General features: G+C 35.8%; 15 protein-coding genes and 2 pseudogenes. All 17 read right to left on the reverse strand.

Going from position 1 to position 12,561, the window contains the following annotated elements:
- Positions 1–78: 78 nt before the first annotated feature.
- The 17 genes and pseudogenes from IPI65_02645 to IPI65_02725 all read right to left on the reverse strand — a co-directional run bounded on the left by IPI65_02645 (position 79) and on the right by IPI65_02725 (position 12,473).
- Positions 79–333 carry a thioredoxin family protein gene (locus tag IPI65_02645; GenBank protein ID MBK7440445.1) on the reverse strand — a complete coding sequence of 85 codons (255 nt, stop codon included), beginning with the start codon at positions 331–333 and terminating at the stop codon, positions 79–81.
- A 133-nt stretch (positions 334–466) separates the two neighbouring features.
- Positions 467–799, reverse strand: coding sequence for a 2Fe-2S iron-sulfur cluster binding domain-containing protein (locus tag IPI65_02650; GenBank protein MBK7440446.1), 333 nt, complete (start codon positions 797–799; stop codon positions 467–469).
- Positions 796–1,250: pseudogene (locus IPI65_02655) on the reverse strand (hemerythrin domain-containing protein). Before IPI65_02655 ends, IPI65_02650 begins: the two are co-directional and overlap by 4 nt.
- Positions 1,251–1,828: 578 nt before the next feature.
- Positions 1,829–2,344, reverse strand: coding sequence for a fatty acid desaturase (locus IPI65_02660; protein ID MBK7440447.1), 516 nt, complete (start codon positions 2,342–2,344; stop codon positions 1,829–1,831).
- 94 nt (positions 2,345–2,438) lie between these two features.
- The gene (gene ric / locus IPI65_02665; protein MBK7440448.1) at positions 2,439–3,167 is read right to left on the reverse strand and encodes an iron-sulfur cluster repair di-iron protein; all 729 of its coding nucleotides are present in this window, start codon (positions 3,165–3,167) and stop codon (positions 2,439–2,441) included.
- 18 nt (positions 3,168–3,185) lie between these two features.
- Positions 3,186–4,093 (reverse strand): annotated as a pseudogene (locus IPI65_02670) (tryptophan 2,3-dioxygenase).
- The gene (locus IPI65_02675; GenBank protein MBK7440449.1) at positions 4,090–4,533 is read right to left on the reverse strand and encodes a hypothetical protein; all 444 of its coding nucleotides are present in this window, start codon (positions 4,531–4,533) and stop codon (positions 4,090–4,092) included. Before IPI65_02675 ends, IPI65_02670 begins: the two are co-directional and overlap by 4 nt.
- The gene (locus IPI65_02680) at positions 4,530–4,916 is read right to left on the reverse strand and encodes a group III truncated hemoglobin (protein MBK7440450.1); all 387 of its coding nucleotides are present in this window, start codon (positions 4,914–4,916) and stop codon (positions 4,530–4,532) included. The genes IPI65_02675 and IPI65_02680 overlap by 4 nt, the downstream gene beginning before the upstream one ends.
- A gap of 8 nt (positions 4,917–4,924) precedes the next feature.
- Complete coding sequence (locus tag IPI65_02685) at positions 4,925–5,167, reverse strand: hexameric tyrosine-coordinated heme protein (protein MBK7440451.1); 243 nt, start codon at positions 5,165–5,167, stop codon at positions 4,925–4,927.
- A gap of 15 nt (positions 5,168–5,182) precedes the next feature.
- A complete protein-coding gene (locus IPI65_02690; GenBank protein ID MBK7440452.1) occupies positions 5,183–5,587 on the reverse strand; it encodes a cytochrome C in 405 nt (134 codons plus the stop codon).
- A 5-nt stretch (positions 5,588–5,592) separates the two neighbouring features.
- Positions 5,593–5,853, reverse strand: a complete 261-nt coding sequence (locus IPI65_02695; GenBank protein ID MBK7440453.1) for a hypothetical protein — start codon at positions 5,851–5,853, stop codon at positions 5,593–5,595.
- Positions 5,854–5,857: 4 nt separating this feature from the next.
- Positions 5,858–6,865, reverse strand: coding sequence for a cytochrome c (locus IPI65_02700; protein ID MBK7440454.1), 1,008 nt, complete (start codon positions 6,863–6,865; stop codon positions 5,858–5,860).
- Between the two features lie 10 nt (positions 6,866–6,875).
- Positions 6,876–8,627 carry a cbb3-type cytochrome c oxidase subunit I gene (locus IPI65_02705; GenBank protein ID MBK7440455.1) on the reverse strand — a complete coding sequence of 584 codons (1,752 nt, stop codon included), beginning with the start codon at positions 8,625–8,627 and terminating at the stop codon, positions 6,876–6,878.
- Positions 8,628–8,674: 47 nt separating this feature from the next.
- Positions 8,675–9,109 carry an Rrf2 family transcriptional regulator gene (locus tag IPI65_02710; protein MBK7440456.1) on the reverse strand — a complete coding sequence of 145 codons (435 nt, stop codon included), beginning with the start codon at positions 9,107–9,109 and terminating at the stop codon, positions 8,675–8,677.
- A gap of 487 nt (positions 9,110–9,596) precedes the next feature.
- Complete coding sequence (locus IPI65_02715; GenBank protein ID MBK7440457.1) at positions 9,597–10,889, reverse strand: hypothetical protein; 1,293 nt, start codon at positions 10,887–10,889, stop codon at positions 9,597–9,599.
- Positions 10,890–11,061: 172 nt separating this feature from the next.
- Positions 11,062–11,841 (reverse strand): abortive infection family protein, encoded by a 780-nt coding sequence (locus tag IPI65_02720; protein MBK7440458.1) that lies wholly within the window; start codon positions 11,839–11,841, stop codon positions 11,062–11,064.
- A 17-nt stretch (positions 11,842–11,858) separates the two neighbouring features.
- A complete protein-coding gene (locus IPI65_02725) occupies positions 11,859–12,473 on the reverse strand; it encodes a hypothetical protein (protein ID MBK7440459.1) in 615 nt (204 codons plus the stop codon).
- Between the last annotated feature and the right edge of the window lie 88 nt (positions 12,474–12,561).

The raw sequence follows: 12,561 nt of genomic DNA on the forward strand, positions 1-12,561 counted from the left end.
AACAACATTATTGCTATACTACTTAAGATTCTCATTTGTTAGTGATTGTTATAAAAATGCCCTGCAAAGATAGGAATCCTAACAATGCAGGGCAATTTTTTTAACCTTTACATCAGCCATAGAAGCTCCAAAGTTGATGTGCAATACATTTCCGTTTGGTGTAACCAAAGCTGGAACAGATTTTACACCTGCTTTTTCCGCTTCCGCAATTCGGTTACGGTCTTCGCCAATGTGAACGATTTCTACATTAGTTGCACCAATTAGGTTAACGATGTCGTGTTCTGCACTCACGCATACTGGACATCCTGCGTGATAGAAAATTGATTTTGCCATTTTGTTTAAGAATTTAAATGTTGTTTAGCATTATTGCCGCTGCAAATATAGTAAGGAATCCTTACTATGCAAATTATTTTAAAGTTTTTAATGCGTTCAGTTAGATTGTTTTATCTGGATTTTGAAAAATGCTTCAATTTTCTTCTAACACCGAAACTATTGCCCCGTCCAAATCTGCCGAAACTAACAATTGACAAGAAAGTCGAATGCTTGGATTATCTTCAAAACCATATCTTGCAAGTGTTACAGGTTCATTCCTATCTTTTTTTACTGAACTTCCTTGTAATCCAGTTACGTGTAAAATGCAAGTAGCACACCTGCCCATTCCGCCACATTCGCCAAAACAATCAAAATAGAGTTTATCCTTTAACAATTCCATTAAATTTCGATACTCACCTTTGTAGGTTTTAATGGTTTGTTCTGTCCCATTTTCAAGAACGGTAATTTTTATGGTACTTCTCGTCATTCCCAAAAAGGATCTGATAGGTTTTCATAAAAACACTTATCCGAACAATCAATTTCTATTTGGATCAATTGCTCACTGCTTGCTAATGACTGTATTGCGTTAAAAGCACCCGTTCTTCAAAGCGAATATGCTTCTCTAGTTCTTCTTCAATCAAACTATTGGTTTTGGAAAGGTCATCTTCATTTTCAAAAAGACGTTTTAACCGTCTGTGTTCGGCAAGTGCTTGTTTTACCAACTCGTTTTCGTTTCCCAAAACAGTAAATACAAATTGTTCTTCTATTTCAAAATGTGGTTTTAAATAACTCATCCAAAACCAATCCAAATACTTTTTTATTCTTTCGGGTTCAACATTTAGCTTGATGCCTTGCCTGATTTTCCAGCTGAGCAATAAGCCGTGATGATGGTCACGGCTTAATGGCTTGAGTGCTTCGTATCTTTTAATTGGTTTCATTATCTGTTTTTTAAACCTAGATTCATTTATAAATGTAAATGCTGAGCCTCTAATTGCGACCCAATTGATGTAAAAGTCTAACGTGAGATAGCAAAGCGCTCTTAAAACTTGGTTGCAGATTATACTTCATACCATTTGAGCTGTTTTTCAACTATTGGCGCTAATTTTATGTAATGAATATGCAAATATGAGGGAATAAATGATGTTCAATCTGGAAATTTAACCACCCACAAACCAATTCAAAAATTTGTTATTTCTCCAAAGTCAGCAGTTGTATTTAGTTGGTGAACACTCCACTCTGATAGAATATTTTCTTTAAATTCTGGTTGCTCCGCCCTTCTACAACGTGAGCCATCTGAAAAATAAAACTCAAAATAATACTTGCAACCCATGCATAATTATAAACCAAGCAATATTTGAAGAAGAGAAGTCAGTAAACAAGGGCAGACCAAAATTGCAATTATTTTCTCAAGACATTTTAAAACTCGTGATTCAATTGTTTATTTTGATTTTTGACAAGACCAATTTGTTATATTTATGCAATCCCGTAAAATCGTTGAATAACTTTGAAAATGTCATTAAACCATATAAAACAAAGGCATAAAGAAATTGATACTTATGGTATTTTTTGAGAGGCGAATGTCGAGATAATCGTATGGGTCCTTTATCGTTAATATCTTCATCCAAACCTGCAATTTGGTGTAAGAATGATGTAATACATTATGTTGTATTTTCCAATTCAAAACGTTACTTCCTAAGAGATGAAGTGTTCCTGCAAGCAATTTATTTATCCATTCTTTTCTCGAATACGCACCGTGGCAGGCATCATGCATCACGCCCATTCCTACACCAGCTATTCCGGTACCCATTAATACACATAATAAAATAGCAACGATGGTATTGGGCGGTAATACCAAGATCAATATAAATGGAATCAAATATAAATTGAGTAAAATAATGGTTTTAAAAACCATTGCAGCGTTCGCTTTAGTAGAAATATTATTTTCCCTGAAATAATTATTTATCCTCTTTTTTAAGGTGGTAACAAATTCCTTTTCTAATTTATCTTGGCTTGCGAATTTTACAGTATTCATTTCTAATTGGTTTTTTATAATGATTTACAAATGGATTATTTAGCAGAGATATTTAGATGAAATCTCAATACCTCTGCTAATAGTAAACCTACTTTCATTCACCTTTTAATTGTTTTTCAAGCTCAATGGCTTTTGGAAACAAAATGTTGTTTTCCAAATGAATGTGTAAATGCAAATCTGCTTCAAATTCTTTTAACAAGGCAAATGTCACTCGATAGGTATTGCAAGCATCCGCAGGTGGCGTATAGTTGTCGCTCAATGCTTCTATTTTTCTAAATCGTTCGCCTTCGGCTGTGTGTTCGTGCATCATCATTTGAATAGGATTTTCTACCGTGCCAAAATGTGGTGCTTCTAGTTTAATATTTTCCTGTTTCACCTTTGCCATTTTGCGAATAAACGGAAACAAAATCAATTCTTCTTTTTTCATATGTGCTGCTAATTCACTGGCAGTTGCATTAAAGTGTTCATTGATTTCTAAAAGCTCAGGATGACGGTCACCGTGCACTCGGCAAATTTTGTCGAGATAAGGTTTAATTTCTTGCGTTTTGTTTTCCACATATCGGTGGTGTTTTTTCTCTATGTAATCTGCCATAAGGTCTATTGGCCAAGATTGATAATCGATGGCACTTTCTGAAGTTGCTTTATTTGCTTCGTTTAAATCGGTTACTACCGAAGATGCGTCAATTTGTTTAGCTTCACAAGCATCTTGGATAGTACGATTGCCTTGACAACAAAAGTCGATGCCATATTTTTTAAAAACGGAAGCTGCACGGTAATCTTGTGCTACCAATTCTCCGATAATGTTATTTTCTTGAATATTCATTTTATTTTGTTTTAAATGTTATTTGTTACTTCCCCAATTGGTTATTTCGTCATTGTTCCAAAGTGTTGGGAAAATTTACGCTGCTGAAACTTTGGATGCAGATATTTTTTCCATTCGCTGCCACCTGTCGCTGCTTTGTTTTCACCTTTTAGGTCGAGATAATGTTGAGCTGTTTCCAAATGAACTAAAGGCCAAGCCACATTGTACAAATGGTCAAACTCTTTCAATTTCGTTTTCAATGCTTCCGAACAATTTTGCATTTTCAAAATTCTATCTTCCAATGTAGAGCCTTTCGTTTTGTTTGCCATTGCAACTAATCGGTCTAAATACTTTTCTTCAAACTGCAAAAGCGTGAGTGATTTTTTGCCTGTTTTTCTATTCAATCCAGCATCTTTCCAGTAGATATGTTCAAAATAATCGGTTGTGTTTGGGTTTTCTCCAATTCGGTTTTTACCTTCTTCGTTGATGAGGTTTTCTAATCGGGTGCAATAGATTTCTATCAGTCTAAATGTGACAGACTGAAAACCACTTGCTGGGGTTAAACTGCTGCGAAAAGTATTGTAGTCGTCATAATTCATTCCGTATTTCATTACGTCAAACGAACCTATAAGCATATTTGTGTATCGGTTCAAACGGTCTAATTTTTCTAACCATACAGATTCATTAAAAGGTTCATAAACCAATTGCTTTATTTCGTGAACCATCATTTTTAGGAATAGTTCTGTTACTTGATGATACATTATAAAGATTTCTTCGTCTTTAAAATTGGTTCTCGGTTTTTGCAAGGAGAGTAGTGTATCTGCTTCTACATAATCCCAATAGTTGATTGGTTTTGCGTGAAGTAATCCTTTTAGATACGTTTCGGGATTTTCGCCCAATTGCTGATATTTATTTTCAATATCATTGATGATTTTTTCGTTGCTCATATTGTTGTGTTTTTAAAAAGTGTTAAACCAAAAAATGTAAGACCTACTACTTTGACTATTTCCATTGCTACATAATAAAAATGGAGGTTTGATGGTGGTAAAAGCTGGCCTTGAATGTGTAGCTCTGCTCTTGTATCTAATGCAGGTAATAGCCACAAAGTTTGAATTAATAAAAGAATAAGAGGGAAAGCAAAAGACAGATTTTGCCATTTCAGAATTTCAGATGTATTATAAAAAATGTTGATGATGACAACCAAAGCAAACAGCAATTCAACTTTATTAAGGGCATTAAAAACCAATCTACCAATGCCCAAACCCAATGGCACATTAATTCCTGGAGCTCGGAATTTGAGCCAGGCTTCCATAAAGCTGATGGCACAAACAAATCCAATCCATAGGAAAGTGCAAATAAGGGCTATGGGCATTTTTACTACGGTCATAGCAATGGAATGGAAGGATTATTTTTGTAATACTCAATTTTTGAATGAAACATTTCTGCCATTCGTTGTCCTTGCCATTTCATTCGTTCTGCTTTTTCACCTTCAAAATTTTCATCCACCGTTTCATAAAACAGTTTTAACCATTGGTTGAAATGCTCAATGCCAACAGGAAGTTTTGCGTGAGGCACAAACGGACTGCCATAATAGGTGTGTTCATCCAACAAAACCGTTTGCCAAAAGCGGTACATTTTTTCCAAATGTGCAGGCCAACGGTCTTGAATTACATTATTGAAAACATCTTTCAATTGTTCGTCATTTCGTACTTTATCGTAGAAACAATCCACCACCTTTTTAACATCATCAAGATTTAGTATGTCTTTCATTATTAAATTTATTTTTCAGTTTTCCAATAATTATTCGCTGCCGCAATAGTCTGAAACTCGATTGCAATTACATTGGCAGAAGCAATAAGTTGTGCGGTATCATTGGCATAATCGCTTCTTAATTTTTTTCTTGTTTCGGCATCTGTTTGTATGGCTGCGATAGACTTTCTTGCCATTTTTATAGCTAATCCTCTACCTTCTTGAGGGGTGTCGGTGATTAATGTCTCTAACCAAATTTCCTTGTTATCCATTTCTATTTTATTGAATTACAGACTAAAATTTGTGATGATATAAAATGCTGCCCAACCCAAAAAAGCAATGAGCAAAATCCAAAGCCAACTCGGGATACTTTGCGGAGTTTCACTACCTTCAATAAGGAATTTTTTTTGATTGCCCTTGTCATAAGCATTTATCATCAACGGAATAACTCCGTCAACTACGCCATTATCACTCAATCCTTCTACGGAGATAGCAGGACCATTTTTGACAATAAATTTTATTTTCCTTATACCTTCTCTGCCTGTGGGTGATTTGCTAATGAGTTTTAAGGTGTGCTCGCCATCTGTTAATTTGCTGGTGTCAAAATCAAATTGCACCGGTGGAACCAACTCCGCTATGGGTTGTTGTTCATCATCCACAAAAAGTTTAATTTTGCTTTTATATTCTTCCATCTTATTTAATTGCTTAAGATTGATTGTTTGATGTGGTTTTCGTTTTTCTCTCCGGGTTTTATCAGGTATTTTATTGAGTAAATCAGCGTTAAAACCGTTAAAAGTGAAATGATGGCAATGATTACCCAATCCCAATTGCTTTGTGGTCCTGCACCGTGAGTTAATCCTTGCGTTATTTTAGGTTGTTGCTTTTCGCAAACAGGACAAGCGATAGCTATTTGAGCTATAAAAATGAAAAATACGGGTATGAGATTTTTTACTTTCATCTTGTTATTTGTTAGATGTTAATTTTATAAAATCCATAATTTTTTTCACTTCTTCGGGAGTTACTGTTTTGGCATTATTACCCCAACTTGTTTTTTCGTGATTAATAATGGCGGTAACTTCTTCGGGAGTAAGGTTATTATCTAAACCTACCGCATTCATCACTGCATATTCTGGTCTTGCATCATAACCAAGCATTATAATGTTGACGAATAATTCGAGCTCATCACCCAAAACTATCGGGCTACCCTTTAATGATGGGAAAGCACCTTTAAGTCCTTCGCCATTGGCTTGGTGGCAACTCATACAGTTATTGGTGTACAATAATTTGCCATCAGGTAGGTTAGCCTTATTTTCATTTACTACCACAGGAATTTCTTTTTTCTTGTACAAAAATTCCATAGGTAATTTACCATCAGGTAGTGGCGTTTGTTTTAGGCTTTGGAGATACGCTACTAATTGGAGTGCTTCTTGCGTGGCAACAATTCTTCCGCTAATCCCTTTTCTATACGCATCAGGCACTACTACTTCAACATCTTTTTCGCCTAACTCATTTTTTATTTCAAATAGCCAAGGGTAAGCTGGCATTATTGATTTTTCTACTACGGCTCTGGGTTGGTAGAGGTGCAATAAATTCCACGCCAAGCTCGGTTGTCTTGAACCGATATTCGTTAAATCGGGACCAGTTCTTTCTGTACCCATTAGTGTAGCAGTGTTACGCCAAAAATCGGTTCTCGAAATCCCTGCATAATCGGCTGGTATTCCGGGTCTACTGCCCCAAACATTGTCCATATCTACATTTCTTACTTGCTGTGTATGGCAAGCCACGCAGCCGTTAGCAATAAAACTTTTTTTACCGAGATAGGCTTCTTGGGTCAACGGTTCATAGCCAGGCAAAGGAGCATTATTTTCTTGATTATTGATGGCAGGCATTATGGCAACAATTATTGTTAGCCCAACAAATAATACCAGTGCCGTTCTGAATAGCTTTTTATGATTGTCGAAAAATTCCATTTCGTATATATTAATTTGTTACTTCTTGATTGTCTATTTCCACCTTTGCAGTTAGAATGTCTTTTGGTGAAGTGGGTATCTCTATCTCTTCTTTCTTTTTTACCATAACATAAAAATTGTAGGCAAACAAAATGTGGGAAAGCCACATCAAAGAGCCTCCAATAGCACGCCACAACCAATACGGAGCCATTAATTCTACACTTTCAATAAATGATTTGGTACCTTCCATCCACATTAAACCCCTGAGTGTTGAACCGTACATTAATGGGAATGTGTAGAACAACAATCCAATTAATGCTAACCAAAAATGAGCACCAACTGTAATTTGAGGAGGTTCTTTTCCTGTCAATCGTGGTACAACGGTATAAATAAAGCCCCAAAGCATAAAGCAAATAATGCCATACATTGTGAGATGTGAATGAGCTACAGTAAAATCGGTAAAGTGCCATACTAAATTGGTAAACTTGAATGCTTCGGCAGTTCCCTGTAATGAACCCGTGAAGTAGAATATGATGCCAATCAAATAAAACGGAAGGGTATAACTGCCTGAAAGCTTGTGCCAAGACCCTTTGAAAGTCATCAAGAAATTTGTAGTCCCAGCAACAACGGGTATTATCATACCTGCACTTCCCACAATGGCAACAGTTTGCAACCACCAAGGAATCGCACTAAAAATGAAATGATGCGTTCCAATTAAAGTATAAAATAGGATTTGAACCCAAAACGCCAAGATTCCTAAACTGTATGAGTAGATGGGCTTGTTTAATTGTTGTGGAAGGAAATAATACATCAATCCAAGATTGAAAAGCATAAACCACATACCTACACCTTGGTGCATATAGTAACCTTGTATAATTGTTTCGCCTAAGCCATTTTGCCAACTTGGCCAATACGCAATTACGGCAATCACCAATAGAAACATCATTGCAGAAATGATGTACCAATTAGAAACATAAATTTCTTTGGTTGTTCTTTTGGCTATGGTTTTGTAAAAATTTCTTAGCGAAATGATAACACCAATACCAAACAACGCCATCACTGGCCAAATGTATTCTCGGTATTCGCCACCGCCATTGTTGATGCCAGCCATTAGGAACAAACTACCAAGTACAACTGAAGTGTTTATGAGAATGAGAGTTCGATAACCCGTTTTAATACTTGCAATTGGTACATTGCTCACTCGTGGAATAACATAATATGCCAAGCCTAACATTGCCAAAGATGCCCAGCCCCAAAATACAGCGTTAGTGTGTACAGGTCGTAATCTTCCAAAACTCAACCAACTGTATTGGTCAACATCTGGAGCAACAAATTTAATCCCTACATATTCACCAACAGTAGTTCCAAACAACAACCAAAAAGTGGCACAACCTAAATACCACAGAATGAGTTTGGTTAAGTCTGGTTCAATATAAGGTCTTGCTTGACTTTTCTTCTTTTGTTCAATAAATCGCAATGAACTTGCTTCGCTTACATTGTCAATTAATCCTTTTTCGTCTATAGGTGTCGTATCGCCAGCTAATTCACTATTAGAAAGCGAAAATTCAAGTTCTTTTTTTCGTTGCTCTAATTTTTGAACTTCTTCGGGGCTTAAACTTTTCAAATACTCATTAAACTTTTCGAGTTCTTTTTTCTTCAAGAAATTCTTTAGAATATTCTTGGCTTTAATGATTACCAATATCGAAGCAACAATTACTGGTATTGCTATCAGCAATAGTGTGAGGATAATGCCCGATTCGCTGAATATATTTTTTGTTTCCATTTCTTATTTATATTGGATATTATTGTCCACTATTTATTCAAATTTTTTTATCGTTTTAAAAATGTTAAGCCCTTCTCAAAATCCATTGCCAAAGTTTTTACAGTAGTAGTTTCAAGCATTTTTTTAAGTTCATCTCTTATGACTTTAAATTGATTGTGTACCGGACAAGGTTTATCCGCATTGCATCGTTTTAAACCCAAACCACAGCCATTGTAAACAGTATCTCCATCAATTGCATAAACAATCGAACTTAATTTCACTTTTTCCAATTCACTTTTGTCCATTGAAAAACCACCTGTTGGTCCTTTGTCAGAATTGATAATGTTGCTTTTGGATAGTCGCTGCAAAATTTTGGAGGTGTATGCTGAGGGCGATTCAATAGCTTCTGCCACATCCTTCAAGCTCACTTTTCTGTCAAGCAAAGATTGCTCTGCAATGAAAATTGATGCTCTAATACCATATTCACAAGCTTTAGAAAACATATTTTACTTTTTGTCAGTGCAAAGATAAGTCCTTTTTTTGAATAGTGGATATATTTGTCCAATATCTTTTTTTGAGCGTGGGAAATTGGCTCTTTTGTAAAACTTGGATTGTGTGTTGGCTCGTGCGGTTTTGCAAATGTGCCAATGTGCGACTGGCTAAAATTATTTTTTAAAATGTGCGGTGGGAAAAATTTTAAAAACCATTTGGGTCGGCTTGGGTGTCGGAAAACAAGTAAGGTCTGTGTCGAATTACAGCGAAATTGTCAACCGAGTTTTTGTCGTCCGAAAGTTAGTTTGGAAGTCAAAAGTCTGGTCGTTTTGGTGTCCGCTTGATGGTTGCACGGTCGTCTTTTAGGCTTGCTTATAACGGTTTGCAGCTACCCGAAGGGCGGGACTTTTACCACAAAACTTGATTTGAAAAACTAATGTTTGATTAACCACAAAACTGTCTTTGGAACACGAAACCCCGCCTTTTGGGTAGGTGCTGTTACCTGCCGTTTTTCTTTCTGTCGAGTAGTTGTCTTGTTTCCAAATAGCTGTCATATTTAATTTCTTTTTTTAGCCTGTCTGATAATACGTTGTTTTCTATAAGCACTTCAATAATTCCGTTTCGGTGAATGCCACAGTTCATTTTGTCGTATAAAACTTCAAGCGGCTCTTTACATTCTTTTGTCTTGTTTGCTTTGAAAATGTCAACATAACTGCCAGCAAGACTTTCAATGATGTGTTCGCTTCTGGCTTTGTCGGCAATAGTTGTCAATAGCTTATGGTCGCCCTTTTTGTAGTTAGAAGTTAAAATATCTATTAACGATTCAGGCCGTTTTGTTTTAGGTATGTTTTCTAAAGCAAACTGTCTAATATTATCACTTTTTAGAAACTTTAAAGAGTCAATTGCGTATTCGTTGATTCTATTTTTAGAAGTCGCTTTTTGTTTTGCCAATTTCAAAATAAACTCGCTGTCGAAAGGGAATTTGTGAATTGTAAAAACGTTAAGAAGTTTTTCTATATTTATGTTATTCTTTTCTTCCAAAAGTTTCTTTGCAATTTTGTTCAACTCTTTTTCTTTCAATTCCTTTCTGCGTTTGAAAGATAGAAACGGTTTGCTATTTATTACTTCATCAATAATGTCCTTGAAAGTTTGTGTTTCTCGAACGTAGCTTTTCCTACTTTCTTCGGTTCTTTTAATGCAGTCAAGATATAACTTGATAAACTTATTTGTCTTAGATAATTTTTCAAGTTCTTGAAATGCCTTAATATTTGGATTGTCACCTTGGAAATAACGAATTATTGAATCGTCTTGCCAATCATCGGGATTTTTATCAATGTGTTTTCCGAATTTTTCAGCGATAAATATTAAACCATTAAGTCCGTCAAGTTCTATTATTTCAGAATAGCCAACCCAATCAGAACCTTCGATTGGATTATTTAAAAACCTGTCATAAATAGCTTGGCGTGCTTCATTGTCGGCTTGTTGAGCAAATAATTTTGCAAGGTCAAACAAGTGTGTCAAACTCCAAGTGTCGTTTTGTTCGGTTGCAAGTCCTTTCAAAACTGCTTTCCGGATTTTTGCTTTTTTGTCTGAAAGTGAAATAAGGTCAAAAACATATTGTGCTCTGCTTCCTTCAGATTGTCCGTCATAAGCGTAATTACGCAATGCTCCTTTGATGATGTAACCCGAAAAGTCAATTGTCGGGTTGTTTTTCGCTATCAAATACGCTTCGCCTGTCCCACGTTTTAGTGAGTTGAAAAAATGTCGTTTTATGTCTGCTGTGTCGGTCATTTAAAATGGCAGGTAACGTTTTCGGGCTTGGCGAAGGTGGCGATTTTCACCACAAATGTTGATGCGGAGAACCAAACTTTGATTAACCACAAATGTGTCTGCGGAGCACTGAACCGCCACTTTTGCCAAACCCGTGTTAGCGGTTCGCCATTTTTTTAGCACTGTGGTATAATTAAAAAGGAAGTCCGTCATCTTCTACTACTTCTTTTGGTTTGGGGAATTTTGTCTTGTAATATGAGTTAAGAAAAAGTCCAACTGTCGTAACCGCATTTACTACAAAGTATGTGTAAATAGTGTCTGTTATTAAATAGTCGTCATTTGTCTTGCCGTGAAAATCTGTTTTTTCGCTGCGTAATTTCTCGATGGATTGATTTATTGCTAAAAGAGAACTACCAATTGTTTTTATTTCTTTTGGATGCTCATCGTTAGTAATGTTGAATTCCTTCAATATTATAGTTGTCAACTTATAAAGTGTTTCACCACCGCTAATTTTACTGGATATTCGGTCGTCTTTTAATATTTCTTTAATTATACTTTCAAGTGCTGAATTAGCTAAACCTACTGCAATACTTGGGTCAGTTTCGATTTGCTTAAAGGCTTTATTAAAAGTGTCATAGGCTGTCTTGTATTCAGATTTCAGTTCGTTTTTAAAAGTTGGTATTGATGGAATAAAATCTGGAGTATCAACACCTAAATCAATTGCAATTTTCAGTAAATCAGTCCCTGAAAAGTTGTGAAGTGTTGAGGTTAAGTCAATCTCATTGTTTGGCTTTTCTACGATTGCAAAGTTCTCCCAATAGTCACTATTAAAGCCATTTGGGTCATAATTATTTTTATGCCATTTGTTAATATATAAACGGACTTGCTTGTATGATTTATACTCATCCCAAATCGCTTTCTCCACGGAGCTTACAAGTTGCATTTGATATTTAGGGGAAACTAAGTCATCCATGTTTTCTCAATATTAATTTAAGCGAATTGCATCATGTCATTCTTGAAATCGTCAAATGTTTTCCAACTCAAAAGCTCGACAACTTCAAATGCCATGTTGGAAGTCCGAAAACGATTAAATTTTGCGTCTATATCATTTGTCAAGCTATCAAAGCATGCTACAACTTGCGGTTTGAAATTTCCTTCTTCAAAGTGAATTGCTTGATTTCTTGCTTGCCAAATAACATTCTTTAAAAATTGTGTTCCAATATTTCTTCCATTCGGGCAGTTTGGTAGTCCACCATGTTTGATGGAAATACCTTGCTTTGCAATTTGTAGCAATGAGCCAGAAAGTGAATTAATTGCAAATTCATGAGTTTGGTAAGTCTGTCTTTTTGCTTCCAAGTCCTTGTCCTTATGAAATGCTTCTTTGTCCTCTGAGAAGTATGCGTCCCACATTAAACCCACGCCCATCATATAATCGTCAATGTCTTCGCTTTGTTGCAAGTTGTCAGCACGTCTGTATTTGTCTTCTGCGATTTTTACAAGTCGAATTATCTCTTTGTCAAGTTTGCTTATTGCTTCCTGTTCCTGCCAAATTGCATGAATTGTAGTTGTCGCAGCGTATTCTATGTCGTTTAAATATTGTTGCATGTTTGTATGTCTTTATGGTGACCGCTAACGGTTTGCGCCTAGGCTTAGTTTTTTTGCTAATTCAAAGTTATACATTTGAGCGGTATTC

The sequence above is a fragment of the Bacteroidota bacterium genome (assembly GCA_016706255.1).
Classification (GTDB): Bacteria; Bacteroidota; Bacteroidia; order Chitinophagales; family BACL12; genus UBA7236.

Coding starts and splice junctions, on each gene's coding strand:
- IPI65_02705 (MBK7440455.1), bottom strand. CDS start 8,627: ATGGAAACAAAAAATATATTCAGCGAATCGGGCATTATCCTCACACTA.
- IPI65_02720 (MBK7440458.1), bottom strand. CDS start 11,841: ATGGATGACTTAGTTTCCCCTAAATATCAAATGCAACTTGTAAGCTCC.
- IPI65_02675 (MBK7440449.1), bottom strand. CDS start 4,533: ATGACCGTAGTAAAAATGCCCATAGCCCTTATTTGCACTTTCCTATGG.
- IPI65_02650 (MBK7440446.1), bottom strand. CDS start 799: ATGACGAGAAGTACCATAAAAATTACCGTTCTTGAAAATGGGACAGAA.
- IPI65_02645 (MBK7440445.1), bottom strand. CDS start 333: ATGGCAAAATCAATTTTCTATCACGCAGGATGTCCAGTATGCGTGAGT.
- IPI65_02725 (MBK7440459.1), bottom strand. CDS start 12,473: ATGCAACAATATTTAAACGACATAGAATACGCTGCGACAACTACAATT.
- ric (MBK7440448.1), bottom strand. CDS start 3,167: ATGAATATTCAAGAAAATAACATTATCGGAGAATTGGTAGCACAAGAT.
- IPI65_02660 (MBK7440447.1), bottom strand. CDS start 2,344: ATGAATACTGTAAAATTCGCAAGCCAAGATAAATTAGAAAAGGAATTT.
- IPI65_02680 (MBK7440450.1), bottom strand. CDS start 4,916: ATGAAAGACATACTAAATCTTGATGATGTTAAAAAGGTGGTGGATTGT.
- IPI65_02700 (MBK7440454.1), bottom strand. CDS start 6,865: ATGGAATTTTTCGACAATCATAAAAAGCTATTCAGAACGGCACTGGTA.
- IPI65_02685 (MBK7440451.1), bottom strand. CDS start 5,167: ATGGATAACAAGGAAATTTGGTTAGAGACATTAATCACCGACACCCCT.
- IPI65_02690 (MBK7440452.1), bottom strand. CDS start 5,587: ATGGAAGAATATAAAAGCAAAATTAAACTTTTTGTGGATGATGAACAA.
- IPI65_02710 (MBK7440456.1), bottom strand. CDS start 9,109: ATGTTTTCTAAAGCTTGTGAATATGGTATTAGAGCATCAATTTTCATT.
- IPI65_02695 (MBK7440453.1), bottom strand. CDS start 5,853: ATGAAAGTAAAAAATCTCATACCCGTATTTTTCATTTTTATAGCTCAA.
- IPI65_02715 (MBK7440457.1), bottom strand. CDS start 10,889: ATGACCGACACAGCAGACATAAAACGACATTTTTTCAACTCACTAAAA.